The sequence below is a fragment of the Streptosporangium sp. NPDC002721 genome (assembly GCF_042888905.1).
Classification (GTDB): Bacteria; Actinomycetota; Actinomycetes; order Streptosporangiales; family Streptosporangiaceae; genus Streptosporangium.
Window position 1 is genome coordinate 26,956 of record NZ_JBIAQI010000042.1, and the last position, 24,950, is coordinate 51,905.

Sequence of the window (24,950 nt, forward strand, 5' to 3'; positions counted from 1 at the left end):
GGCTTCGGCGCGGTCATCGCCGCGTGATGAGAGCGATCACGTCCCCTTGCGGAGCAGGCGGGTGACTTTCAGGCCGACGTCGCGGCTGAAGGGGGCACCCGGTTCGAGCAGGTCCAGTTCGGTGGCCAGGACCTTCGCGTTCAGGTCGGCCGCGGCTTCGACCAGGTCGGCATAACCGGCCACGGCGGCGCGCGTACGGTGCCAGCCGGTCAGCGCGGTCGCGAGTCCCGCCACCGCGGACGGCCACCAGATGGCGCCGAGAGCCGTGTACAGCAGGCCCCAGCCGACCAGGCCCCCGGCGCGCTCGAAGGTCTCGCGCGCGGCGACGATCTCCGTACGGGTCGAGTCGGGGACGACCAGCCACAGGCGCGGCCAGGCCGAGCCGAGGTCGATGCCGTGGGCGTGCCAGACCCGGATGTCCACGCTGCGGGCCCGGTCGGCGATCCAGACCGGGCGGGCGGGATAGGCGAGCGAGATGCCGTTCCGCACCGCGGCGAGCTCGTCCCGGCGTACGGGATCGTCCCGGCGCGCGGGATCGTCCCTGGTCTCGGCGAGGTGGTCGGCGAGCGCGTCGTCGGCCGCCGTCCAGCGCGCCCGCCGCCGCTCGACGAGGCGGCGGGCCAGCGGCCCGCGCCACTGCCGCAACCAGAGCCACTGGACCAGGGAACCGCACCCGCGGGCGGCGAGCGCCGCCGCGGACGCGGCCGTCAGCGTCATCACGACCACCAGGATCACGGACGCGGCCCCGCTCCTGCCGAGCTCGGCGGTCGCGGCCCGGGTCCTGGCGAGCAGGAGGTGTACGTCGAGGGCGTGCTCGTGCGGGAGCGCGAAGGCGACCAGGACGGCTCCCGCGAACAGCAGGCCGGGCAGGACCAGCGTCGTCAGCCACTTCTCCGCGATCTTGCCGCCCAGCCCGGAGAGGAACGACTCCACCGGCTACTCCCTGACCAGGACGGCATCGGTGATCGCGCATCGCGGAGGCGCGCCCTTGCCCGGGACGTTCAGCCACGTTCGCGAGCACAGTCCGGCCGGGCACACGTAGAGGTCGGGCTCGGTGTGCCCGCCGTCCAGCCCGAACACCCCGGTGATGGTCCGGCCGCGGGGCGGGTCGGACACGCCGAGGCGTTCGGCGAGGGCCGCCCGGCCCTCCTCGATGTCCGCTCCGTCCCTGGCGGCCGTCACCAGGGCCTCCAGCGCGGCCACGTCCGGGGCGGCCACCGCACTCGCCCGCAACCGCGCGAACTGCTGGCACAGCCGCCGAACGCTGGACCTTCGTTCAGGCACGCTCGTACAGTAAGTCAAATCCACTTGGGGTGGTAGATGGATCCGGACTCGGCGCGACAGCACCTCGTCGGCATGATCAGGGGCGGTGAGGCCCCGGCGGCGGTCCTCGCCGCGGCGGACGAGCTCCTCGGTGAGATCGACTGGGATGCCGCACTGTTCTCCGACGTCGGGGCCTACGCCAGCGACGAGGGTGTGCTAAACACGGCGATCCGCTGCTTCGAGACGGCTGCCGACCTCGAACCGGAACACCCTCTTCACCACTACGACCTCGGGGTGGCGCTGCTGCGCCAGGAGGAGTTCGCCCTCGCCCGGCGGTCACTGGAGCGGGCGGTCGCGCTCCAGCCCTTCTACACCGGCGCGTTCGTCAACCTTCTCTGGGCCTATCTCGCCACCGGCGAACCGGTGGCCGCCTACTTCGTCTCGACCCGTCTCATGGCCTTCTACGCCGGGCAGCCGAGACCGGAGAACGTGGAAGCCCTGCTCGGGCTCGTCGGCGAATGGCTCCGGACGGACGGGCTGGAGCTGCCACGGCTGCTCACGGCCGCGATGGAACCCCTGAACGAGGGCGACCTCGTCAGCGCGCACGAGCGCGTGGGAGCGCTCGCCGGCGGCCTGGAGCCGGGGACCGCGAGCCAGGCGATCTGCGCGGAGTTCGCGGCCACCCTCGCCTTCCACCTCGACCTGCACACCGAGTACCTCACCGGGATGCGGCAGCGCCGCGAGGTGGTGCCGTGCGCGCAGGCCTTCATGCCCTCGCTCGCCGTGAGCATCATGGAGGCGGGCATGCGCAAGGACGCCGACAGGGTCTGCCACGAGCTGGTCCGCGAGCTCGACCCCGGACACGTCCCGGCAGGTCCCGTCATGGTCACGCAGGTCATCGGCCCGACCGGTGCTGGGGCGCCGGTCTTCTCGGTTCTGGGAGGCGCGGGTTTCCATGAGATCGTCCCGATCGGCAATGAGATCACCGTCCGCGCCCCGAGCGGCGAGGAGCGTCGCTTCATCGACTACCATGGCGACCACAGCGCGCTCTACACCTCATGACCGCCTTTGACGCCGCGCTGCGGGCGGGACGGGTGGAGGAGGCCCTTCGCCTGGCCGAGGCCTCGGTCGCCCGCGGGGGGCCGGAGGTCGCCGGGGCGCTCCGCGACCTGGCCCGCGCCCGGATCCGCGCGGGCCGCCTGCCCGCGGCGGTGGCGGCCGCCGAGAAGGGCCTCGTCAGCGACACCGGCCCGTACGAGGCGGAACTCAGGATGGTCCTCGCCGACGCCTACGAACGGCTCGGCGAGTTCGCCCGCGCCGAGGCGCTGTGCGTGCAGGTCTCCGCGTCCCTCGTCGATCTGGAAGGCCTGGAACGGTTCACGACCCTGGTCCACCGCAACGTGGCCACCGCGCGGCTGAACGAGCGGCGGGGCCAGCTGCTGCGGGCCGAGTACCTGCTCAAGGCGACGCTGATCGCGGGGCGGCAGGCCGCCCTTCCCGCCGGTCCCGCGACGCCGGCGCGAGCGACGGCCGTCGCGTTCTTCGGCGAGATCGAGCACCTCGTACACCTGCATCTCGGCCGGGTGGCCCGCAAGCTCGCCGACGTCGGGCAGGCCCGCACCGAACTGGCCGCGGCGCTCACCGGCGCGCGGGACAACGGTGACGCCGAGGCCGTGACGAACGCGCACGTCGAGTTCGCCCTGCTGGCGGACGACCCGGCGGAGGCGCTCAACCACCTGCTCGAAGCGCTCTGGTGGTACGAGTCCCCGCAGGCCACCATCCGTGACGACGAGCTCCGGGCGGCGGTGCGCTCCTCGCGGGAGGAGCTCTACCAGCACGCGATCGACCACGCCTTCGACTTCGGGGCGGGGGGCATGGTGTGGCGGCTGAGCGAGCACGCCCGGGCCAGGGTCTTCCTCGCCAGGATGGGCGTCAGGCGCCCCGCCGCTCCGCCGGACGCGGGCGAGAGGCGGGCCAGGGCCTCCCGCGAGGTCACCGCCGCCGCCCGCAAATACGCCTCCCGCCCCACGTCGCGGCGGCACGACCGCCTGGTCCAGGCCCTGGAGGGCAAGGAACGGATCGTGCTGGGAGACTCGCCCGGTCCGCTCGGCCCCCGGCCCTGGGGCGCGCGCACCGGGGTGCTGGAGTTCTTCGTGAGCGGGTCGCGGCTGTACTCGTTCCTGACCACCGAGACCGAGGCGCGGCTGTTCAGCCTCCCGGTCGGTCCCGGTGTCCTGGACAGGAAGGTCACCCACCTGCGCCGGCTCCTGGAGGAACGCGACGGTGACGTCACCCGGCCGGCGGAGCAACTGCACCACTGGCTCGTCGAACCGGCCGGGGAGGCCATCGACCGGCTGGAGCGCCTCGTGATCATCCCGTACGGCGTCCTCACCTACCTGCCGTTCGCGATGCTCGGTGGCGGGCGGCCGCTCGCGGAGCGGGTCGAGCTCGCCTACGCGCCGAGCGCGGCCATCCTGGACCGGCTGCTCGGCGGGGCGCCCGCGCGGCTGCGCAACATGATGATCATGGCGAACCCGCATCCGGACGACGACCGGCTCGCCCTGCCGTACAGCGAGCACGAGACCTGGCGAATCGCCGCCCTGACCGGCGCGGAGGCGGCGGTCGGCGGGGCCGCGACCACCGAGGCCTTCCGCACCGCTCTCGCCACCCACGACATCGTCCATCTCGCCTGCCACGCGTGGTTCGACCCGCACGCGCCCCGCGACTCCGCCCTGCTCCTGGCCGACCCCGGCGACCCGCGCCGTCCCGGCCGCGTCACGGTCGCGGAGCTCAACGAGCAGCGCGCGCGGGCCCGGCTGGTCGTCCTCAGCGGGTGCCAGACCGGGCTGGCCGACCTCGCGCCGGGCGGGGAGCTGGACGGTCTGGTCCGGGCGTTCCTGACGGCGGGGGTGCCCAGCGTGGTCGCCTCGCTGTGGAGGGTCGACGACCAGGCGACCGCCGGGCTCATGTCGAGCCTGTACGAAGGGCTGTCCGCCGGCCTGGGCGTCGGGGCCGCGCTCCGTCAGGCCCAGCTCACGGTCCGGGCCGGCACGCCGCACCCCTACTACTGGGCGGCCTTCTGCCAGTACGGCAGCTGGCTGACGAGGATGGGCTGACCGTCAGGCGGTGACGGCACCGGTGTTCGGAGGACGGGCATTCTCCGGACAACGCCCGTCCTCGGTCACCGGTAATGTGCGGGGATGACGACGAAGGCGTACGCGGCGCTCCTCCGGGGCGTCAACGTGAGCGGCCACAAGAAGGTCCCGATGGCCGAGTTGCGAGCGCTGCTCACCGAGCTCGGCCACGGCGACGTACGCACCTACCTGCAGAGCGGCAACGCTGTCTTCACCGGTGCCGTGGGCGACGAGAAGGCGCTCGCGGCGCGGTTGGAGCAGGCCATCGAGGAACGCTTCGGCTTCGGCGTCGACGTCCTGGTGCGGGATCACGCGTATTTGAGGGCGGTGGCCGACACCTGCCCGTTCCCCGCGGATTCGCTCGAGGGCAGGCAGTTGCACGTCACGTACTTCTCCGAGCCGGTCGCCGCGTCGCGCCTGGCGTCCCTCGACGCGGCGAGATACCTGCCCGAGGAGTTCCGGCTCGGCGACCGTGCGCTCTACCTCTACACTCCGGACGGCCTGGGCCGCTCCAAGCTCGCGGAGGTCCTGGCGAAGGCGGCGCCCGCCGATGGTGTCATCGCCACCAGCCGCAACTGGAACACCGTCGCCAAGCTGGTGGAGCTCACCCGGCCCGCCTGACCTTCGCTCGGCGTTGGACTCTCCCCCTGTGGGAGGCCTCATGCTGCTCCCGGCGGTCCCCGTTCTTCGATCATGAAGGTGTCAGGGACGTGGACCGCGTGACCGTTCGCCGCGTCAACCCGAGGAGAGCGACGCATGACCATCCTGAAGGACGTCGAGGCCCGTGGCACGCACCACTGCGAGACGACGGCGCTGGGGGTGCTGTTGCGGCACGAGGGGCTCGACCTGTCCGAACCCATGCTGTTCGGGCTGGGCTCGGGCCTGTCCTTCGTCTACTGGGACGGTAAGGGCATGGCGTTCCCCTTCCTCGGAGGCCGCGTCAGGCCTTTCGAGCTCACCAGGAACCTGGCCGCCAGGCTGGGGCTGACGTTGACGGTCAAGGAGACCACCTCGGCGCGCAGGGCGTGGGAGAACGTGGCCGCCCCCATCGACGCGGGCCGGCCGGTCGGCCTCCAGCTCGACTGCTACCACCTGGACTACTTCCGCTCCAAGGTGCACTTCGGCGGCCATGTCGTCGCCATGTACGGCTACGACGAGCACGAGGCCCACCTCGTGGACACCGATCAGCAGGGAGGGGCGGTGCGCACCGGCCGGGCCGGCCTCGCCCTGGCGCGCGCCGAACGCGGCCCGATGACCGCGAGGAACCGGTCCTTCACCATCGCCCTGCCGGCTCGCCCGCTTCCCTGGCAGGACCAGGTCATTCCCGCCATCAGGGACTGCGCCGACGCCTTCCTCTCCGCTCCCATCGCGAACCTGGGCCACCGCGGCATCGAGAAGGCCGGCGCGAAGGTGCCCGGATGGCTGTCGCGCGCCGCCGAGCCTCGGCGGGACCTGCCGCAGGCCGCTCTCCTCATGGAGAGCGGCGGCACCGGCGGCGCCCTGTTCCGTGCCCTCTACCGCGACTTCCTCGACGAGTGCACCCGGCTGGTCGACGACCAGACCCTCCGCACCGGCCACAGGCTGTACGCCGAGGCCGCCGTCCTGTGGACGGACGTGTCCGCCCTGATCGCGAAGGCCGGGGAGAGCGGCGACGCGGCGCACCTCGAACGGGCCGGTGCCATCCTCCACGACCTTTCGCGCGTCGAGCGGGCCGCCATGCGGGCGCTGCGCCGGCTGTAGCCCGAAGCCGCGGTTCCGGCGCGGTTCCTCCCGTCACCGTCCCCGCCACCGCGCCCGTCCCGCGCCCGCAAGGGACTTCTACCGGTCGGCCGGGTTGTGACTTCTGGCCGATCGTACTATCTTTTGGCCATGCGGCCAGAAAATCAGCCGGATGGCCAGAAGAAGCCTTCGTTCATCAAGGAGGCCCGTCGCGCGCAGATCATCGAGAGCGCCATCGAGACCTTGACGGAGCTGGGCTACGCCAACACCTCGCTGGCGCACATCGCCGAGCGCGCCGGCATCAGCAAGGGCGTCATCTCGTACCACTTCACCGGCAAGACCGAGCTGATGGAGCGGATCGTCGAGCAGGTCTACCTCGACATCGCCCAGTTCGTCGTGCCCCGGACGGAGGGGGAGACCACGGCGGCCCGCGCGCTGCGGGCGAACATCCGCGCGGTCGCCGAGTACATGCGAGGCCACCGCGCCCAGCTGCTCGCCCTCGGAGAGATCTTCAACAACCTCCGCTCCCCCGACGGCAGGTCGCGCTACGGCGCCGTCTTCAACGAGCCGATCTACAAGGACCGGGAGACGCTGTTCCGCCTCGGCCAGCAGAACGGCGAGTTCCGCTCCTTCGACCCCCGCGTGATGTCCGTCACCGTGCAGGCCGCGATCGACTCCATGTTCGCCTACTGGGTGGCCCACCCCGAGCACGACCTGGAAGCGCACGCGGACGAGCTGGCGGACCTGTTCGAGCACGCCGCCCGGGCCGCACCCCCTGCATGAGCCGATCCCCTGGAGAAACGGCGAACCGATGACACAGCCCGTCAACCGGCCGACCGCGCCGACCACGCCGACAGTGCCACTCACGCCACCCACGCCACCCCCGCCATCATCCACCGCCTCCCCGCGTCTCCTCCACGTCGACAACCTGCGCACCGCCCTGATGGCGCTCGTGGTGATCCACCACTCCGCGATCGCCTACAGCAACGTCTCGCGCTGGTACTACATGGAACCGCCGAGCGACCCGTCGGGAACGTTCCTGGACGTCCTGCTGGTGCTCAACCAGGCGTTCTTCATGGGTGCCTTCTTCCTCGTCTCGGGCCTCTTCGTGCCGGGTTCCTACGACCGCAAGGGAGCCGGACGATTCCTGAGGGAGCGGCTGCTGCGCCTGGGAGTCCCGCTGCTGCTCTGGCTGCTGGTGCTCCGCCCCATGGTGACCATCGGCGGATACGCCGCCGCGAGCGACGCCGCCGCCCAGCAGGGGGCCGAGCTGCCCTACTGGCGGTTCTACCTGCTCTCGTTCAACCCCGGGCCGATGTGGTTCGTCGAGGTGCTGCTGGTGTTCAGCGCGCTCTACGTCCTCTGGCGGCGCCTGACCGCCGGGAGGCGGCCCGCCTCCGGCCCCGTTCCAACCCCGGTCACGGGCCGGGCGCCCGGCGCCGTCGCGATCGTCGGGTTCGCCGCCGGGCTGGCTCTGGTGACCTACCTGTGGCGCGTCGTGGTGCCGATGGGTGATTCGATCCTGGGGTTGCCCACCCCCGCCTACCTGCCGCAGTACGCGTCGCTGTTCGTCGTCGGGCTGGTCGCGGCCCGGCGCGGCTGGCTGGAGGGCCTGTCCAGAACGGCCGGCCGGATCGGGTTCGCCACCGCGGCCGTCGCCGCGGTCGCGCTCTTCCTCGTCCTGGCCTCCGACGAGGAGGCGATCCTGGGTCACGGGACCCTGCCGTCCCTGGCGGCGGCGATCTGCGAGTCGGCGCTCGCCGTCGGCGTCATCCTCGGTCTCCTGGTGCTGTTCCGGGAGCGCCTCGGCCACCAGGGGCGCCGCCGCCGGTTCCTGTCGGCGCACGCCTACGCCGTCTACGTCACCCACCCGGTCGTGCTGGTCGCCCTGGGCTACGCCCTCCACGACGTGCAGGCGCCCGCGGTCGCGAAGTTCGCGCTGGTCGCCGCCCTCGGGCTGCCGCTGTGCTGGGCGACGGCGTACCTGGTACGCGCCCTGCCGGGTGCCCGGAAGGTGCTCTAGACCGTACGGGTGCCCGGCAGCCACGAGCCGTGACGCGGCGCGGGCCAGTCCTCGAAGACCGGCGTGGGGCCACTGTCGAGCCTGGTGGACCGCAGGTTCACGAACGCGTACGTGGTCACCGGCAACCGGGACGGGGTCGGTGGCGACGGCACAGGCGTCGTCTACTCGAACGGCAGCACGCTTGAGTGGAATCTCCGCAACGACCCCGATCCGGGTTCCCCGGAATACAGTTTCCAATACGGCCAGGTGCGGTAAGGGCGAACCGTAAATCCCGTAAATCGGGCCGGCGATCGTCACCCCGGTTTCCGGCACGCGAAGGCCGAACCCCGAACGGCGACGCGAAACCGGGCCGCCGTCTTCGGGGATCGTTCGCCGGACGCCATCGGCCCGGGAAAGACAGGCCGATGGCGTCCGCGCCGGACCGGCGCGGATCGCGGATCGCCGTTCGCCGGTTGTGATCGTGCCGAGCGCGCCCGGGGCGGGGCAGGCACGCTAGGCGATTCACCAGCCGATCAGGCAGGTGACCTGCCGATCGGGCAGGTGGAAGGCGATTCACCGGCCGGTCAGGCACGCGAGAGGGCGATTCGTCGGCGGGGCGGCGACGGGCTGTCCGGTCAGGGCTTCCACTCCTGGCCGGATGCCGTCTTACTGGGCTCCCGCTCTCGTGTCAACTTACCTCGATGCGCCTTTCCAATGACCCGAACCATCACCTTGACAACTTTTTACCGGAACCTTCGTATTTCGATTTCCGGTGAACCGGCGACGCTTTTACGCCTGATGACAAATCCCCGCCCCGTCGGCCCGTATTTTGTTTGCGACAAAGATGAGCGGCGATATTGAAAGTCCGGCCGCGGCGGCACACACTCGGCGTTGAGAAGGCCCACCCCCCAGCCTTTGGAGCCACAATGGACCGATCCGTAACCGGAATTCACGGGCGCGGGAAACCGATGCTGCGGCGCCTCGCGTCGGCCGTCGTCGCGATGCTCGCCGTGGCGTTCCTCTGCGTGCCGCCCGCCAGCGCCCTCGCGCTGCCGACACCGAAGGATCTGACCGCCTACCTCGACCTCGAATGCTTCAAGACCAGCCCGTACCAGCCGCCCGCCGCCACGCTCACGCTGCGGCACCTCAACCCGGTGCTCGGCAACCTGCCGACCGAGACCGTCGTCCTCGGCCAGCGCGAGCAACTGTGCGTCCCGGTGGCCAAGAACAACCAGCAGCCGCCGTCGACCGTGCTGAACTTCATCAGGTTCATCGACCTGGCCTGCTACAGGATCTCCGGCACCACGGTGAACACGGGCCTCGTGCTCAGCCACCTCAACCCGCTGTTCCAGGGCCTGCCGCGCACGCAGGTCTCCATGAACACCCCGCAGCAACTGTGCGTGCCGGTCATCAAGAACAACGTGACCCCGCCCGCCGAGGTGCTGTCGCTCGTCCGTCACATCGACCTCAAGTGCTACGGCATCACCCCCAACACCCCGCTGAACCAGCAGCTGTCCCTGCGCCAGCTCAACCCCGTCCTGACCCCGATCATCCCCACGCACGGCGCGGTGGTCCTCAACGCCCGCCAGCTGTGCGTCCCGGTGCAGAAGGCCGGTGACGTCATCCCGGACGACGTGCTCAAGATCGTCCGCTGGATCGACCTGGAGAAGTTCGACATCTCCGCCCCCGCCCTGCCCTCGGTCTCGCTGACCCTGCGGCACATCAACCCCGTCCTCGCCGGTCTCCCGCCGGAGCCGGCCGTTCTCAGCGGCGCCAGCCAGCTGGCCCTGCCGGTCGCCAAGAACGGCAACTTCCCGCCGGGCTGACCTTCTGACCACTTGACCCCTGACCCCCGAGCCCCTTCACCGGATACCGGTGGAGGGGCTCGCCGGTGTGTGATCGAATACGTCCCCATGGACGACATGGCGCTGGGGACACTCGCGCGGCGGCTGGCGGAGATCCCCGGGGTGGTCGCGGTGGCTCTCGGCGGCAGCCGGGCCCGTGGCACGCACCGCCCGGATTCGGACATCGACCTGGGGCTGTACTACCGGGGCGACCTGGACGTGACGGCGCTGCGGGCACTGGCCGTACAGGAGAGCGGGGAGCGGACCGAGCTGACCGAGCCGGGCGGCTGGGGTCCCTGGGTCGACGGCGGCGGCTGGCTCACCATCGGCGGCCGGCAGGTCGACTGGATCTACCGTGACCTGGACCGGGTCCACCGGATCTGGGCCGACTGCCGGGAAGGCCGCTACGAGGTCGGGGTCCAGGCCGGACATCCGCTGGGCTTCCACTCCCACGCCTACGCCGGCGAGGTGGCGCTGTGCCGGGTGCTGGCCGACCCCACCGGAGAACTCACCGACCTGCGGGAACGCACCTCCGTCTACCCCGAGGCGCTGGGCGCCGCGCTCGTGGGCGGCCTGTGGGAGGCGGACTTCTCCGTGGCACTGGCACGGTACGGGGCGGCCGGCGACGATCCCGCCTACGCGGCCGGGTGCCTGTTCCGCGCCGTCGGCGTCGCCTGCCAGGCCCTGCACGGCCACGCGGGCCGGTGGCTGATCAACGAGAAGGGCATGGTGGCCTCCGCCGGCCGGCTGCCCCTCGCCCCACGGGACTTCGCCGTACGGGCGCAGGGACTTCTCGGCCACGTCGGCGAGTCGGCGCGGCGGATCGAGCAGGCCGTGGCCGACGCGGCCGTCCTGACGGACGAGGTACGGGCGGTCGTGTCACCTGACACCCCCCGGGTCCGGTGGAGCCGGTTCGGCTGATTCCCCCACCGGCGCGGCTCGGCCCGCCGCCCTCGTCGTCCACACCGACCGGCACGTACCGGCCCGGCCGGTCCGGCGTGAGAACGTCGTGACGTCCCCGCGTCCGGAGGCGAGGATCGCCCTGGCGGGTCGTTCCACGGGCGGCCCGGCCGTGACAAGCCTCTGATCCCAGCTGCCCTGCCCGCGAGACCGACCGTTCAGGTCCGGCCGGGGAGCGTGAACGCGGCGCCCCTGTCGAGGGTGGCCATGACCGCCGGTCGTCCCTTCGCGGCCATCGCCGGAGCCCCGTCCGGGTGTCACGGTCCGTGGCCGGGCGCCGAGACGCCTGCCGGCCTCGATCCGCCCAGGTGGGAGCGGTCGGGGGGCCACGCGTACCGAGATGGGGGTTGGTATTACTATACCGGTAGGTGCTAGAGTCACTGGTATAACTATACCGACACCCTGTAGCGCGAGGTACTCGTGATTGAACTGAAGACGCCTGCGGAGATCCAACGCATGCACGTGGCCGGGCGTTTCGTCGCCGAGGTGCTCTCCGAGGTCGGCCGGATCGCCGACGTGGGCGTCAACCTCCTGGACCTCGAACACTACGTGCGCGGCATGATCAAGCAGTCGAGGGCGGAGTCGTGCTACTGGGACTACGCGCCCTCCTTCGGACGCGGCCCGTTCCGCAACGTCATCTGCCTGTCGGTCAACGACGCCGTCCTGCACGGCCTCCCCCACGACTACACGCTGCGTGACGGCGACGTGCTCAGCGCGGACATCGCGGTCAGCGTAGACGGCTGGGCGGCCGACTCGGCGCGTACGGTCGTCGTCGGCACCGCCGCCGAGGAGGACCTGCGGATCATCCGTGCCACCGAGGAGGCGCTGGAGGCGGCGATCGCGGTGGCACGTCCGGGCAACCGCCTGGGTGATGTCTCGGCGGCCATCGGGGCGGTGGCCCACGACTACGGCTATCCGGTCAACACCGAGTTCGGCGGTCACGGCATCGGCCGCACCATGCACGAGGGACCCCACGTCGCGAACAAGGGCCGGGCGGGGCGCGGCCTCGTGCTCCGGCCGGGCCTGGCCCTCGCGCTCGAACCCTGGTTCGCCCGCACGACCGACCGGATCGTCTACGACCCCGACGGCTGGACCATCCGGTCGGCGGACGGCTCACGCACGGCCCACTCCGAGCACACGGTCGCCATCACCGAGGACGCCCCCCTGGTGCTCACCCGGCGTGAGTCGGAGGCCCCCGCACCGAGGGGCGGTTCCGTGGCGGGTCGGGAACAGGCACGAACCGGCGACTGGAGGGATGCCCCCGCCGGTCGTTAGGATCGTCCGCGTGGATCTGGCCGACACCGCCGCCCGGCTCGGGGTGCCCGTCGAGGAGGTCGACCGCGTGCACCGGCTCGCCGGTGACCGGCCGTCGGCTCCGCTGCCCGCCAGGGCCGACGCGCCCGCGATCCTCGACCGGCTCGCGGTGCGGCCGGACGACGCCGCCGAGATCATGGCGGGCTGGCCCGACCCCGGCTCCCCGCTGTGGACCCCGGAGCTGCGCTGGCTGCTCGACCGCTCGATCGCCCTGGTCCGCGCCGACCTCGGGGGCCACACCTGGCTCTCGCCCGGCCCGGAGCTGCCGCGCGATCGGGGCCCCGCCTGGCGGCATCTCTACGTGTACGCGTACCTCGCCCTCGTCGGCGTCGCCACGGGATACCACCGCGACCACGGCGTCGCCGACGCCGTGTCGTGGACGACCCTCGCGGACCTGGGCCGCAACCTCGCGATCGACCGGCGCATGCGCCGCGAGGGCTGGCCGGTCATGCAGAGCTGGCTGACGCTGCACGCGCGCGGCGCCCTCTACGAGCTGGGCCGGCTGCAGTACCACCGCGGCGACACCGCCATCGACCTGCACATCCCCGAGTCGGGGCCGATGACCCCGCAGGCGGTCGCGGCGTCGCTCGACGAGGCCCGCGCGTTCTTCCCGCGCCACTTTCCCGACGAGCGCCACACGGCGTTCGCCTGCGGCTCGTGGCTGCTCGACCCGCAGCTGCTGGAGTACCTGCCCGAAGACTCCAACATCGTCCGGTTCCAGCGGAGGTTCGAGCTGGAGCCCTACGAGGAGCCGGAAGGGCTGGACGCCGACGTCGAGGTGCTGCGGTTCGTGTTCCGCACCCTGACCACGCCGCTCGACCGCCTGCCGCGCCGCACCGCCCTCCAGCGCGCGATCGTCGACCACCTGAAAGCGGGCCGCCACTGGCGGATCCGCCGTGGCCACTTCCCGATCTAGCCACCCCCCGGCGGCCGGGGAGGTATTCGGGAGCGGAGGGCCGGCTCAGGACGGCGGTGGTGTGATGCCGTGACCGGCTGCCGTTCTGGCGAACCGGCGAGAGAGGTGTTCGAAGGCTTCGGTGAGCTCGCCGGGGCCGATGACCTCGATGTCCGCGTCGTAGCGGGCGACGGCGGCGGCGAGGCCGGTCCAGGACCAGGATCCGAGGGTGAGCCGGCAGCGGTGTGGGCCGATCTCCTCGACGAGCCCGTCGCGGGTGTAGAGGGCCACGGTGGCGGCGGGCAGGTCGAGGATCACCGTGCCCTGGCAGGGCCAGTCGCCCAAGCCGTCGCCGGAGCCGCGGAAGGTGCCGGTGACGAAGGTGGCGACGTCTCCTCCGGGCAGTACGCGCGGGGCGAACCGGGGCCCGCCGGGGGTGCGCGGGGTGATCCGGTCGACGCGGAAGGTGCGCCAGCCGTCGCGGCCGAGGTCCCAGGCGACGAGATACCAGCGCCCGTTCCAGGTGACGACGTGGTGGGGTTCGACGCGGCGCGGGGGTTCGTCCGTGGCCTCGCCGCCGTAGCCGCCGTAGTCGAAGCGCAGGATCTCGCGGGCGTGGACGGCGGCGCTGACGGTCAGGAGCACGTCGCCGTCGACCGGGGTGGCCGGCCGGGTGACGGGTGGTTCGACGGCGGTGACGCGCAGCGCGTCGACGCGGTGGCGGAGCCGGGAGGGCATGATCCGCCGGATGGCGTTCAGTGCCCGTTCGGCGGGTTCGGCGAGGCCGTTGCCGGGGGTGGTGGCGGCGACCTGCAGGGCGACGGTGAGGGCGACGGCCTGTTCGTCGTCGAACAGCAGCGGGGGCAGCTCGGTGCCGGCGCCGAGCCGGTAGCCGCCGTCGGGGCCCTTGACGGCGGCGATGGGGTAGCCGAGCTCGCGAAGCCGGTCGACGTCGCGGCGCACGGTGCGCAGGCTGACGTCCAGGCGATCGGCCAGCACCGTGCCGGACCAGTCCCGGCGGGTCTGCAGCAGCGACAGCAGGGCGAGCAGCCGGGCGGAGGTTTTCGGCATGAACCCGATTCTGCCCAAATTAGGTGCCACACCCTGTCACCTACCCCTGCGAATCTTCGTCTTGAGCCGGTCAACCACCCCTTCCCCGGCTCTCTCAGACGAGATTTACCGACCCATATCGGGCGTACCGCGTCCGGAAAATTGACAGGGAGTCACCAGCATGGCCATCTCCACCACCACCCACCTGAACTTCCGGGGTGACGCCCGCGCGGCGCTGGAGTTCTACCAGACCGTGTTCGGCGGGCATCTCACCACCGTCACCTACGGCGACTTCGGCATGCCGAAGGACCTGCCCGACGCCGACAAGATCGTCTTCGGCCAGGTCACGGCCGACAACGGCTTCGGCATCATGGCCTACGACGTGCCCGGTCAGGCACCGGCCGCCGCCGCGCCCGCCGCCACCACGCGCGAGCACGGCATGACGCTGACCGGCGAGCGGTTCTTCGTCTCCGTCCGCGGCGAAACCGCCGAGGAAGTCGGCGCGCTGTGGGACAGGCTCGCCGACGGCGCCGACCTGATCGAGAAGTACGGCCCGTCGCGGTGGGCCCCGGGCTTCGGGATGCTGACCGACCGCTTCGGCGTCACCTGGATCCTCGACGTCGCCGCCCCGCACGCCGGCTGACCAACGACGCCACCCGTCCGCGACCGGGGGTTCCGACGACCGGACGCCGAGCCGCGGCCAGGGTCATCCGCGGGGCAGGCCGGTGCGGCGCAGCCACGCCTCGATGCCGGGACCGGCCCCGGTGACCTCTTCTCCGCGCACGGCGAGGCCCTCGCCGATGGTGGCGCCGGGGCAGGAGGCGGCGTAGTCGCGTTCGATGGCGCCCAGGCCGCTCACGGCGTAGGTGGCGAGGGGGTGGATGGTTTTGCCGGTGAAGTCGAGTCTCTCGGTGAACGTCGTCATGATCATGGGGGCGCGGACGTTCCAGATGGGGCCGGCCAGCAGGATCGTGTCGTAGCGGCCGAGATCGGGCAGGGCGCCGGCGATGGCGGGACGGGCGCCGGCGTCCTGCTCCCGGACGTTGCGGGCGACGGTCTGGTCGTAGTCGTCGGGGTAGGGGTCGGCGGCCCGGATGCGGTGGAGGTCGCAGTCGAGACGCTCGCCGATCATCCGGGCGAGGACCTGGGTGTTGCCGACCTTCAGGTTCCGGCGGCCGCCGTAGTGGTAGTTCTCGCCCGGCCGCGAGAAGTAGGCCAGCAGGACGGACGTCGCGGCCGGGCCGGACCGTACGGGCCGGTCTGCTGACACGGAGCCAGACGGGCCAGACGGGCCAGACGGGCCAGACGGGCCAGACGGGCCGGGCGGCCTGGACGGACTGGACGCAGAGGAGGCGCAACCGAGGATCGGGACGCCGGCCATCACGGCCCCTCCGGCCAGGAACGTGTTACGCAGGAACGAGCGCCGTGCCGGCGCGGCGGTGCGGTCGTCGCCGGGGTTCGTCATCACATGCTCCGATGGGGTGAGTGGGCGAGGCTGGGCAACGTACGGGCGGACCACCGCCCCACACGGCGGACCACCGCCCCACACGGCGAACTACCGCTTCACGCGGCGAACGCGCGAGCGGACCGCCGCTTGGCGCGGCGCGGGAGCCGCACCGGCGCGGCGGGCCCGTGGCGGGCCGGCGGCGGAGCCCGCTTCCGGCCGGGTCGGTCGCTGACGCGCACCCGGCCGAGCCGTCTGACCACGGCCGGGTCCCTGCCCCTCGCGGTTGAGGTCCCGCATGGCGCCCCACCGGCTGTGGACGTCGCCGAAGGGGCCGGTGCGTCAGATACCGGCCGAGGTGGTCCAGGCCGAGCCTGCGCGGCGAGGGCACTCCCGGTTGGCTCTCGGGTCAGCGCTCCATCATCCGCAGGCCGGATTCGGGGTGGGTGTCTCCCGCGGCCGGGGGGAGGCCGGAGAGCCGGTCGATCTGCCGGGTGGTCAGGTGGACGCCGTCGGCGGCGGTGTTCTCCTCCACCCGGCTGACCCGCTTGGTGCCGGGGATGGGCGCGATGTCGTCACCCTGGGCGAGCAGCCAGGCCAACGCGACCTGGGCGGGGGTGGCACCGGCCTCGGCGGCCACGGCCTCGACCTCGTCGGCGATGCGCAGGTTGGCCCGGAAGTTCTCGCCGGTGAAACGCGGGTTGCCGCGGCGGAAGTCGTCCTCGGCGAAGCCGTCGGTGGAGCGGACCTTCCCGGTCAGGAAGCCGCGCCCCAGCGGCGAGAACGGCACCAGGCCGATGCCCAGCTCGCGCAGCACCGGCAGCCAGGCGATCGGCGGCATGGTGGGCGGCATCGGCGCGGCCCTGCTGGAGCACACCCTCACCGACCCCCGCGACGGCCGGATCGTCAACGCCAACCTGGCCGACTACCTGGTCCCGGTCAACGCCGACGTACCCGCCCTCAAGGCGATCCACCTCGACGGCCGCGACGAGGTCGCCGATCCCATCGGCGCCAAGGGCCTGGGCGAGGTCGTCCTGGTCGGCATGGCACCGGCCATCGCCAACGCCGTCTTCCACGCCACCGGCCGCCGCGTCCGCTCGCTGCCCATCACCGCCGACGCCCTGCTCTGAAGGTACGAGACAGCTTCCGCCCCGGCTGAGGTGCCCACCCGGGGGGATGGACGACCGCAGCGAGGTCCGGGCGTTCCTCGGCCCTACACCGGGCGAGGGTCCTCCGGACCGAGCGGGTGTCCACGCCCACGGCCCCCGCCGGGTCGCGGCACGGTGTGGGCCGTGCCCGCGGGCGGTCCCCGATCTCGCCGTGGTCCGGCCGCGAGATGTCCGACCGCGAGCCCGTGGAGGCGACTCCCGTCCTGCCGCACGCAAACTTTTTCCCCGGAGGGCGCGTCTCATCCTTGTGGGAATGTTGTTTCGCGGCACCGCCGCAGCCGTCGCCCTGTTCGTCGCCGCCGGGCCGGCCGCCGCCGACGCCGTGGCACCGGCCGGTCGGTGGAGCGTCGTCCATGACCACAGCCGTGACTCCTACGACGCGGTGACGGTGACGCCGGGTGGAGCGGTCTGGGTGGCCGGGACGAGGCGCCCGGATCGCGGATCGGGTCGCGCCGAGCCGCTCCTGCTCAGGGGCGGCCCTTCCGCCTTCAAGCGGGTCACCGGGCCGGGCTTCCGGGTGAAGCGGCTGGCGTCGGCGTCCGACACCAGGGTCTGGGCGTTCGGCGCGTCGCGGTACGCCCGGTGGGACGGCAGGCGCTGGCAGGTCAAGCGATGGAGCCACGGCCGGGTCGATCGGGCGTACGCCATCGGCAGGAACCTGTGGGTCATCGAGAACGCGAACGCGTTCTCCGCGGCCGGTGCCGCCGGGTGGAAGGCGCGGTCCACGCTGCGGCGCCTGACCGGGTCGGTGTGGCGCAGGGTCGACACGCCGATCGTGGTCAAGGGACTCGACGGCAAGTGGGCGGCGGGCTCGGTGCGGGGCAGGGCGGCGCTGGCCCGCTGGAGCGGCACGGCCTGGCGCGCGGTCGCGCTTCCCGCGATCCCGTCCGCGCGGCCGGGCCAGCTCTCGGAGCTGACGGACGTCGCGGTCGACGGCGAGACCGGCCGGGTGACGGCCGTCGGCTGGGCCGCCTGGCCGTGCGGCACCGCGAAGCGCTCCTTCTGCGGTGAGACCCTGCTGCTGTCGGGCTATCTGAACGGCTTCACCTTCGAGGTCCGCGGCGAACCGGGCATCCAGCCGCGCGCCCAGGCGGAGCCCGACGGCAGGGGCGGGGCCTGGATCGTCTACGACGCCAAGGGCGGGGGTGGCAAGTTCCTGCACGTCGGCGAGGGCGGTGTCGAGGCGGGCGCCTTCCCGGCCCCGCCGAACCGGAAGGCGTTCGTCCGTGACCTCGCCATCCGGCTCGGGAGCGGTTCCGTCTGGGCGGTCGGCGGGGCGTCTTCCGGCCGCGGCGGTCTGATCTGGGCCCACGGCCGCTGAGCCGGCTGGGGCCGCTACATCGCCTACCCGGCCCGATCCGCCTCCTGGCGAAGAGGAAGCGCGTCGTCCGGGGCGGCGATCTCGCCGAGGCGGCGTGGCGGAGCGGCTGGACCCACCGCGGCTAGACCCGCTTCTCGTGCCAGGTGTAGTAGAGGTAGGTGCTGCCGGGCCCGGTCAGCGTGCCGTAGACCTGCCAGAAACTGTTCGGGGCGAGCGAGAAGCGGAAGACCTTGTCGCCGGGCCGGTCGTCCACGAAGGCGGTCTGTGTGCCGTTGTTCCAGATCCGCACTTCGATCGTGAACGTGGAGGTGTCCGGGATGTCGAGGCAGATCTCGTAGTCGTACGACAACGAGCCGCCGATGTTGTAGCTGCGCCCGTCGATGGCCCCTCGCTCCATGTTGGAGGGGATGTAGCTGTTGTACACCCGCGTGTACCCGCCAGTGGAACAGTCGACCGCGGAGGTGGCCGCGGACGCGGGATTGATACCGGTGAGCATGGCGCCGAGGACGCCGATGAGAACGAAGATGGTGCGCTTCATACCTCTCCTCATCCGTACAGGTGAGCCTCCGGCCAATTAGTTGAAGGCTAAATTGATTCTGATGAGATCGCCGCAGCCCGACAAGGCCGAGCGGGGATTCCCATGGATTCGAATCAAACAGGCCACGTTGAGCTGCGCCGATGAATCCGCCCTGACTCCCTTCGGCTGAAATTAAGGTGAAAGCCGCATGTCAGGGGGGTCGGAGGTGGCCTTTGCCCTCGCGTCCGGTGGTCACGGTCGCCCGCCGGAAACCGGCAGGCCCGCAGGCGCGCCGTCATGAGATCCCGGCCTGGAAGTCGCTTCCAACGCCGCGAACCACTGGCCGGTTCCCACTACCTGGGCCGCGATCAGCGCAGGTCGGCGGCGCGTCAACACCTCAAGCATCGGCCGTCGCGCGTGGACGAGCTTGTCATTCACCGCACTCGTCCTGATCCGCGAGATCGGTCGATCGCGAACACTCCCGCCAACGATCGCGCCGCATCGCAACGGGGCAGGTGCGCGTATGCGTGACAGGCCATACGGTCGACCAACCGGCCCCGTCCCGGCTGCGGCTCGCCCACCAACGTCAAACGCCGAGGGATGCTGAACCCTTTGTCGTACACGCGGCCACCGCCATCACCAAATTGCCCACTGCCAGGACCCCAGACAAACCAGGTGTCTGGGGCCATCGAACTTGACAGCGGGGTGCCGCTCCCACCTGGACACTGTCAACTAGATGGCTGTCCAACCAGGGCGACCGAACGTCATTCAAGGTGACAGTACGAGCCGACCTCGGTTCGGTCGCCCCTTCGACTGTTTCTCCGGCATCTCTGCTGAGAGAGGGGAATCGCGGTTGGTGTGTTGCCGGGCGTAGTGGGACGTTTTTGGTAGCGGAGAACCAGGGAAGCGCCCTTCGTTATACGCGCGCCCGGGAGCGGTGGGTGTTGAGGTGGACGGCGAGTTTGCGGGTGAGGTGGTGGGCATCGCGGCCCACGCCGCGCAGGGTGTTGGAGGCGGGGGTGCGCTGCCATTCCAGGCCGAGGAAGCCCAGCCCGGGATGGGTGGTGGACAGGCCCCGGTCATGGCGCGGGTGGCCGCACTCATCCAAGGCGCCGAGCCCGTTCAAATAGTCGAGGTTGGGCCGGTAGCCGGTGGCCAGCAGCACGACATCGACCGGTTCGCGGCTGCCGTCGGCCCACACCACGTCGCCTTCGTCGAGACGGGTGAACATCGGGCGCCGATCGAGTCGGCCTTCGCGTAGCGCTTGGCGGTAGGTGCCCTCGTCCAGGACGGGGACGGTGGGCGGGGTGGTGACCAGGCGGGCGGGCAGGCGGTCGAAGCCGGTGACGGTGAACCAGAAGTGCAGGTCCTTGCCCAGGGGGCGTTGGTCGACGAAGCTGATCGGCGTACGGCTGGCCAGGGTCACCGTGGTGGTCTCGGCGAGTTCGCAGGCGATCTGCACGGCGGAGTTGCCGGCGCCGACCACGACGACGCGCCGGCCCGCGTACGGCAGGGGGTCGGTGTAGGCGGCGGCGTGCAGGATCTGGCCGGTGAAGCCGTCGCGGCCCGGCAGGACGGGCAGGTGAGGGCGGTTGAAGGAGCCGCTGGCGGCGATCACGGTGGGCGCGTTCAGTGTGCTGCCGTCGGCGAGGTGTACGGCGAAGCCAGCGCCTCGGGCACCGCGATGGGTGTCGGCTTCGACGGCGGTGACGCGGGCGCCGGTGCGGATCTCGGCGCCCCCGCGGCCGAGATCGCGGGCGTAGCGGGTCAGGTAGTCCACGACCTCGTCGCGGTGCGGGTAGCGATCACCGTCGCCGCCGAAAGGAAGGCCGGGCAAGGAGCTGTAGCGGGCGGGCGAGAACAGGGTGAGGCTGTCGTAGTAGTGCCTCCAGGAGCCGGTGGTCTGGTCTGTTGCCTCCAAGAGCACCGGGGTCAGTCCGGCGTCCAGAAGAGTTCGGGTGGCGGCCAGTCCGGCTTGGCCGCCACCGATGACGATGGTGTTCATGCGCCGCATCGTATCGTCAAATCAAGAAATGACAATATGAGGAGTAGAGTCGGCTCCATGGAGACGGGAAGCACCGACATCGAGCTGACCGAGGCCGCGCGCGGCTTCCTCAAGGCGATGGCCAGCGACACCCGCCAGCAGATCTTGATGCTGTTCGCCGGCGGGATCGAGCTGACAGTGGGCGAGGTCGCCGAACGGATGGCGCTGGCGCAGTCGGCCGCCTCCACCCATCTGGCGACGTTGCGCGACGGCGGGGTGCTGAGCGCCCGGCGGGAGTGGAAGACGGTCTACTACCGGGCCGACCCCGCCCGGATCGGCCAGGCGCTGAGCGATCTGCAGACCAGCCTGCAGGCCTGCTGCCCGCCCGACATCTGCACCCCAGGCGCCACCTGCGGGTGAACCTCCCTCGCCGGTCGACCCGCGCCACCCGATCTGCTGATTTGACAATCCTCTAATCAGCGAGGCACTCTCTTTACTACTTAGATGCTTTTCTAAACAGAGGGTGGGTGGTGCGCGTCCGGTTGCGCCGGTTGCGCTCCCCTGCCCTGCTCAGTTGCTGAAATCCAGCGATCACAGGTCGCACGAATGGCAGGAGAGGCCCTCATGAGTGACGGATGCTGCGGCACCACTACTTCCACCACCGCCGCTGTGGAGGTCGAGCAGGTCGCGACGCACGCCGCGCCCCGCGCACCCGGTGCCCTGCCGGTCGTGGTCATCGGCGCCGGCCCGGTCGGCTTGGCCGCCGCCGCGCACCTGGCGGCGCGCGGCCTGGACTTCGTTGTGTTGGAGGCGGGGCAGCAGGTCGGCGCGTCGGTCGCACAGTGGGCTCACGTGCGGGTCTTCAGCCCGTGGCGCTACAACATCGACGGCGCCGCCCGCCGGCTGCTGGAGGCCGACGGCTGGAGCGCCCCGGATTCGGACTGGCTGCCCACCGGCGCCGAGCTGATCGCCGACTACCTCGCTCCGCTGGCGAAGCTGTTCGGCGACAAGGTCCGCCTGGGCGCGAAGGTGACCGCGATCAGCCGCCTGGGTTTCGACCGGGTCCGCAGCACCGGCCGAGACGACGTCCCCTTCCTGCTGCGGCTGTCCGATGGTGAAGAGCTGCGGGCCAGAGCGGTCATCGACGCTTCCGGCACCTACACCACCCCCAGCGTGCTGGGCGCGAGCGGCCTGCCCGCCTACGGCGAGCACGAGGCGTCCGCGTGCATCGACCACGCGCTGCCCGATGTGCTGGGCGCCGACCGCGACACCTACCGGGGCAAGCACACCCTGGTCGTCGGGGCGGGCCACTCGGCGGCCACCACCTTGCTGGCCCTGGCCGAGCTGGAGGACACCCCCATCACGTGGGCGATCCGCGCCACCAACGCCGACCGCACCTACGGCGGCGGCGAGGCCGATGCCCTTCCGGCGCGTGGGGCGCTCGGCACCCGGCTGCGGGCGCACGTCGATTCGGGCCGCATCTCGCTGGTCACCGGCTTCTACACCCACTCGATCACCGAGAACGACGACCAGGTGACGGTGACCAGCCGCGACCCCTCCGGCGCCGAGCAGTCGGTCACGGCTGAGCGCATCGTGGCCGCCACCGGCTACCGGCCCGACCACTCCATCGCCGCCGAGCTGCGCCTGGACCTGGACGCGATCCTCGGCTCCACCCGCGCCCTGGCCCCGCTGATCGACCCCAACGCCCACTCGTGCGGCACCGTCCCCGCGCACGGCGTCGACGAACTGGCCCACCCGGAGTCCGGCTACTACGCGGTCGGCGTCAAGAGCTACGGTCGCGCCCCGACGTTCCTGATGGCCACCGGATACGAGCAGGTCCGCTCCGTCGTCGCCGCGCTGGCCGGCGACTGGGAAGCCGCCCGCGACGTACAGCTGGACCTGCCGGAGACCGGCGTGTGCTCCTCGGGACTGGTCGAGGCGCAAGAGCGTAGGGTCGGCCTGGCCACCGGCATCAGCGGCGGCCTGCTGACCGCCCCGCTCCCGCTGGTCACCGTCGGCGGCGATGGCGACGGTGGCGGCGGCTGCTGCGGCTGACCACCGGCCATCGACCAGCGCCGAAGCCGCACCGACAAGGAGCCTCAGATGTCTGAGGAATACCCCACCGCCGCCCAGAAGGAAGTCCTGCGCCTGATCTGCGAGCACGGGCCGATCGACACCCACCGGTTGGGAGAGCGCCTGGTCGCCGCCCGCGGGCCGAGCAGCAACCCCACGTTCGCCCCGGCGATCGCCCGGACGGCCGGCCCCTTGGCCTGGCGGCTGCACGTCCAGGGGTTCATCGCCGAAGACCCATCACCTGGCCGCTGGATGACCACGGCCGATGGACGCCGGCTGATCGGCTGCGCCGGGACGCGCGAGTGAGCTCCGCCGCTGAACCCGCCACCCAGGCCGCCGCCCCCGTTCTCGGGGGCGGCCGGCCGCGTTCGGGGCGCGGCTGGCGGATCGTCGCCGCCCTGGCCGTCACCCAGACCATCGGCTACGGCGTGCTCTACTACGCCTTCTCGGTCTTCCTCACCCCCATGGCGGCCGACTTGCACGCCGGCGGCGCCCAGATCGCGGCCGCGCTGACCGGCTCGATCCTGATCGCCGCGTTGTGCGCCCCACTGGTCGGCCGCCTGCTGGACGCCCGCGGCGGCCGGGGCCTGATGACCGCCGGGTCGGTCATCGGCGCGCTCGCCGTCCTGGCCTGGTCGCGGGTCGAGAACCTGGCCCAGCTGTACGCGGTCTTCGCCGCGATCGGCATCGCCTCGGCGATGGTGCTGTACGAAAGCGCCTTCGCCGTCATCGTCAGCTGGTTCGACGGTCCCGGCAACGGCCGGGCCAACGCGCTGCTCGCGCTCACCGTCGTCGCCGGGTTCGCCTCCACCATCTTCCTGCCGCTGACCGGCCTGCTGGTCGACGTCTACGGCTGGCGCACCGCCCTGGTGGTCCTGGCCGTGATCTACGGCGCGGCGGCGATCCCGCTGCACGCGCTCGTCGTGCGCCGCCCCGCCCACACCGGCCGCCAGGCGGCCACGACCCACGAGCGGGCCCGGATCGTCAAGGACGCCACCCGGGCGCGGCCGTTCTGGCTGCTGGTGGTCGCCTTCACCGCCAACGGCGGCGCGGTGGCGGTGATGGCCGTCCTGCTCATCACCTACCTCATCCACCTGGGCCACTCACCCGTTCTGGCCGCCACGCTGGCCGGGCTGCTGGGGGTGTTGTCGGTGACCGGCCGCCTGCTCACCACCGGCCTGCAACGCCGCCTGCCCGCCGCTCTCATCGCCGCCGCGATCTTCACCCTGCAGGGCGTCGCCGCCGCGCTGTTCCCGCTGGCCGGGCGCACGGTGCCGGGCGCCATCGGCTGCGTGCTGGGGTTCGGGCTCGGCTTCGGCATCGCCTCCATCACCCTGCCGCACCTGCTCCTGCGGCGTTACGGCAGCAGCGCCTACGCCTCGCTGTCGGGCCGCATCGCGGCCTTCTCCGTCGCCGACAAGGCCCTGGCGCCGCTGGGCGCGGTCGCGTTAGCCCAGGCGGCCGGTTACACGTGGGTGATGGCGGCCGTGGCGGTGGCCTGCGCCGTCGCCGCGCTCGCGCTGGTCGCCTACCACCGCGTATGATTTAGACGAATGTCGAAGCAAGGGAGTTGCCGTATGACCGCCACCACCGTCCAGTGCTGCGCGCCGATCGCCCGCGAGCCACTGTCGGAGGATGACGCGGCCGACCTGGCGGTGATGCTCAAAGCCGTCGCCGACCCGGTCCGGCTGCGCCTGCTGTCGATGATCGGCTCACACGCGGGCGGCGAGGCGTGCGTGTGCGACCTGACCCCCGCCTTCGACCTGAGCGGCCCCACCATCTCCCACCACCTCAAAGTGCTGCGGATGGCCGGGCTGATCGATTCCGAGCGCCGCGGCACCTGGGTCTACTACTGGATCATCCCGGCCGCCGTGGCGCGGCTGGGTGCGCTGTTCACTCCGCTGGCCGACTTCGCGAGCGCGTGAGCCCGCCAGCGCGTCAGGGAAAGCGGCCGGTCGGCCGAGGGGGGCCGCACCCGACGGTGCGGCCCGCCGCTTTAGTGTTCGCCCCGCGGCGAGCGGCGCCTCACCGCCGACGGCCCCGCAGCACTCCCAGCCCCGGTGTCGGTGTCTGCAGTGGTGCCAGTGGTCTCGGTGTTGGTGACGCCGTCATCGCGGTGTGAGCCGGGGCGTGCGCGCCGGGAGGCGGCCACGCCGCTGTACAGGCCGACGCCCGCGGTGGCCGGCTGAAGCGCGGTGAGGAGGAAGTCCAGGATGCGCATCAAGCTCTTTCTCTGAACACGAGGCGAGTTCTCTGAACAC

26 protein-coding genes are annotated in these 24,950 nt (G+C 71.8%); 18 read left to right on the top strand and 8 right to left on the bottom strand.

Annotation, left to right across the window (positions count from 1 at the left end; all coding sequences use genetic code 11):
- Positions 1-36: 36 nt before the first annotated feature.
- Together ACFYWM_RS40210 and ACFYWM_RS40215 are read right to left on the bottom strand one after the other, a co-directional pair.
- A complete protein-coding gene (locus tag ACFYWM_RS40210) occupies positions 37-933 on the bottom strand; it encodes a hypothetical protein (RefSeq protein ID WP_389925668.1) in 897 nt (298 codons plus the stop codon).
- 3 nt (positions 934-936) lie between these two features.
- Positions 937-1,284, bottom strand: coding sequence for a hypothetical protein (locus tag ACFYWM_RS40215; protein WP_389925670.1), 348 nt, complete (start codon positions 1,282-1,284; stop codon positions 937-939).
- Between the two features lie 36 nt (positions 1,285-1,320).
- Between ACFYWM_RS40215 and ACFYWM_RS40220 the strand changes: the two genes are divergently transcribed.
- From ACFYWM_RS40220 to ACFYWM_RS40245, 6 genes are all read left to right on the top strand, one after another.
- On the top strand, positions 1,321-2,325 hold the full coding sequence (locus ACFYWM_RS40220) for a tetratricopeptide repeat protein (RefSeq protein WP_389925672.1): 1,005 nt from the start codon (positions 1,321-1,323) through the stop codon (positions 2,323-2,325).
- Positions 2,322-4,379: a CHAT domain-containing protein gene (locus ACFYWM_RS40225; RefSeq protein WP_389925674.1), complete on the top strand. Its 2,058-nt coding sequence runs from the start codon at positions 2,322-2,324 to the stop codon at positions 4,377-4,379. Before ACFYWM_RS40220 ends, ACFYWM_RS40225 begins: the two co-directional genes overlap by 4 nt.
- Positions 4,380-4,463: 84 nt before the next feature.
- Positions 4,464-5,018: a DUF1697 domain-containing protein gene (locus tag ACFYWM_RS40230; protein ID WP_389925677.1), complete on the top strand. Its 555-nt coding sequence runs from the start codon at positions 4,464-4,466 to the stop codon at positions 5,016-5,018.
- A gap of 135 nt (positions 5,019-5,153) precedes the next feature.
- On the top strand, positions 5,154-6,137 hold the full coding sequence (locus ACFYWM_RS40235) for a BtrH N-terminal domain-containing protein (protein WP_389925679.1): 984 nt from the start codon (positions 5,154-5,156) through the stop codon (positions 6,135-6,137).
- Positions 6,138-6,266: 129 nt separating this feature from the next.
- Positions 6,267-6,899: a TetR/AcrR family transcriptional regulator gene (locus ACFYWM_RS40240; protein WP_389925682.1), complete on the top strand. Its 633-nt coding sequence runs from the start codon at positions 6,267-6,269 to the stop codon at positions 6,897-6,899.
- Positions 6,900-6,972: 73 nt separating this feature from the next.
- Positions 6,973-8,139, top strand: coding sequence for an acyltransferase (locus tag ACFYWM_RS40245; RefSeq protein ID WP_389925685.1), 1,167 nt, complete (start codon positions 6,973-6,975; stop codon positions 8,137-8,139).
- Here ACFYWM_RS40245 and ACFYWM_RS40250 read toward each other — a convergent pair.
- Positions 8,136-8,291 carry a hypothetical protein gene (locus tag ACFYWM_RS40250; protein WP_389925688.1) on the bottom strand — a complete coding sequence of 52 codons (156 nt, stop codon included), beginning with the start codon at positions 8,289-8,291 and terminating at the stop codon, positions 8,136-8,138. The genes ACFYWM_RS40245 and ACFYWM_RS40250 overlap by 4 nt on opposite strands.
- 795 nt (positions 8,292-9,086) lie before the next feature.
- Between ACFYWM_RS40250 and ACFYWM_RS40255 the strand changes: the two genes are divergently transcribed.
- The 4 genes from ACFYWM_RS40255 (at position 9,087) to ACFYWM_RS40270 (ending at position 13,152) form a co-directional block, all read left to right on the top strand.
- Positions 9,087-9,944 carry a hypothetical protein gene (locus ACFYWM_RS40255; RefSeq protein ID WP_389925691.1) on the top strand — a complete coding sequence of 286 codons (858 nt, stop codon included), beginning with the start codon at positions 9,087-9,089 and terminating at the stop codon, positions 9,942-9,944.
- Positions 9,945-10,013: 69 nt separating this feature from the next.
- The gene (locus tag ACFYWM_RS40260) at positions 10,014-10,883 is read left to right on the top strand and encodes a nucleotidyltransferase domain-containing protein (protein WP_389925694.1); all 870 of its coding nucleotides are present in this window, start codon (positions 10,014-10,016) and stop codon (positions 10,881-10,883) included.
- Positions 10,884-11,342: 459 nt separating this feature from the next.
- Entirely contained in the window at positions 11,343-12,197 is an 855-nt protein-coding gene (gene map / locus ACFYWM_RS40265; protein WP_389925696.1) for a type I methionyl aminopeptidase, read from the top strand.
- Between the two features lie 10 nt (positions 12,198-12,207).
- Positions 12,208-13,152: an acyltransferase domain-containing protein gene (locus ACFYWM_RS40270; RefSeq protein WP_389925698.1), complete on the top strand. Its 945-nt coding sequence runs from the start codon at positions 12,208-12,210 to the stop codon at positions 13,150-13,152.
- A gap of 45 nt (positions 13,153-13,197) precedes the next feature.
- Here ACFYWM_RS40270 and ACFYWM_RS40275 read toward each other — a convergent pair whose 3' ends face one another.
- Complete coding sequence (locus ACFYWM_RS40275) at positions 13,198-14,202, bottom strand: helix-turn-helix transcriptional regulator (protein ID WP_389925700.1); 1,005 nt, start codon at positions 14,200-14,202, stop codon at positions 13,198-13,200.
- Positions 14,203-14,362: 160 nt separating this feature from the next.
- Between ACFYWM_RS40275 and ACFYWM_RS40280 the strand changes: the two genes are divergently transcribed.
- Entirely contained in the window at positions 14,363-14,824 is a 462-nt protein-coding gene (locus ACFYWM_RS40280) for a VOC family protein (protein ID WP_389925702.1), read from the top strand.
- A gap of 63 nt (positions 14,825-14,887) precedes the next feature.
- Here ACFYWM_RS40280 and ACFYWM_RS40285 read toward each other — a convergent pair whose 3' ends face one another.
- Together ACFYWM_RS40285 and ACFYWM_RS40290 are read right to left on the bottom strand one after the other, a co-directional pair.
- Positions 14,888-15,451, bottom strand: a complete 564-nt coding sequence (locus ACFYWM_RS40285; protein ID WP_389925705.1) for a flavodoxin — start codon at positions 15,449-15,451, stop codon at positions 14,888-14,890.
- 583 nt (positions 15,452-16,034) lie between these two features.
- On the bottom strand, positions 16,035-16,478 hold the full coding sequence (locus tag ACFYWM_RS40290; RefSeq protein WP_389925707.1) for an aldo/keto reductase: 444 nt from the start codon (positions 16,476-16,478) through the stop codon (positions 16,035-16,037).
- On the opposite strand from ACFYWM_RS40290, the gene ACFYWM_RS40295 reads away from it, so the two are divergent.
- The gene (locus tag ACFYWM_RS40295; protein WP_389925709.1) at positions 16,465-16,755 is read left to right on the top strand and encodes a molybdopterin cofactor-binding domain-containing protein; all 291 of its coding nucleotides are present in this window, start codon (positions 16,465-16,467) and stop codon (positions 16,753-16,755) included. The two genes, ACFYWM_RS40290 and ACFYWM_RS40295, sit on opposite strands and share 14 nt — an antisense overlap.
- Positions 16,756-17,047: 292 nt before the next feature.
- Positions 17,048-18,115: a hypothetical protein gene (locus tag ACFYWM_RS40300; RefSeq protein WP_389925712.1), complete on the top strand. Its 1,068-nt coding sequence runs from the start codon at positions 17,048-17,050 to the stop codon at positions 18,113-18,115.
- Between the two features lie 121 nt (positions 18,116-18,236).
- Here the strand turns inward: ACFYWM_RS40300 and ACFYWM_RS40305 are convergent, their stop codons facing one another.
- Both ACFYWM_RS40305 and ACFYWM_RS40310 read right to left on the bottom strand, forming a co-directional pair.
- Entirely contained in the window at positions 18,237-18,653 is a 417-nt protein-coding gene (locus ACFYWM_RS40305; RefSeq protein WP_389925715.1) for a hypothetical protein, read from the bottom strand.
- A gap of 895 nt (positions 18,654-19,548) precedes the next feature.
- Positions 19,549-20,637, bottom strand: a complete 1,089-nt coding sequence (locus ACFYWM_RS40310) for a flavin-containing monooxygenase (RefSeq protein WP_389925718.1) — start codon at positions 20,635-20,637, stop codon at positions 19,549-19,551.
- A 57-nt stretch (positions 20,638-20,694) separates the two neighbouring features.
- Between ACFYWM_RS40310 and ACFYWM_RS40315 the strand changes: the two genes are divergently transcribed.
- The 5 genes from ACFYWM_RS40315 (at position 20,695) to ACFYWM_RS40335 (ending at position 24,614) form a co-directional block, all read left to right on the top strand.
- Entirely contained in the window at positions 20,695-21,036 is a 342-nt protein-coding gene (locus ACFYWM_RS40315) for an ArsR/SmtB family transcription factor (protein WP_389925721.1), read from the top strand.
- A 204-nt stretch (positions 21,037-21,240) separates the two neighbouring features.
- Positions 21,241-22,671, top strand: coding sequence for an FAD-dependent oxidoreductase (locus ACFYWM_RS40320; RefSeq protein WP_389925723.1), 1,431 nt, complete (start codon positions 21,241-21,243; stop codon positions 22,669-22,671).
- Between the two features lie 48 nt (positions 22,672-22,719).
- Positions 22,720-22,995, top strand: coding sequence for a hypothetical protein (locus tag ACFYWM_RS40325; RefSeq protein WP_389925726.1), 276 nt, complete (start codon positions 22,720-22,722; stop codon positions 22,993-22,995).
- Entirely contained in the window at positions 22,992-24,233 is a 1,242-nt protein-coding gene (locus tag ACFYWM_RS40330; protein ID WP_389925728.1) for an MFS transporter, read from the top strand. The genes ACFYWM_RS40325 and ACFYWM_RS40330 overlap by 4 nt, the downstream gene beginning before the upstream one ends.
- 33 nt (positions 24,234-24,266) lie before the next feature.
- On the top strand, positions 24,267-24,614 hold the full coding sequence (locus ACFYWM_RS40335; RefSeq protein ID WP_389925730.1) for a metalloregulator ArsR/SmtB family transcription factor: 348 nt from the start codon (positions 24,267-24,269) through the stop codon (positions 24,612-24,614).
- Positions 24,615-24,950 lie beyond the last annotated feature (336 nt).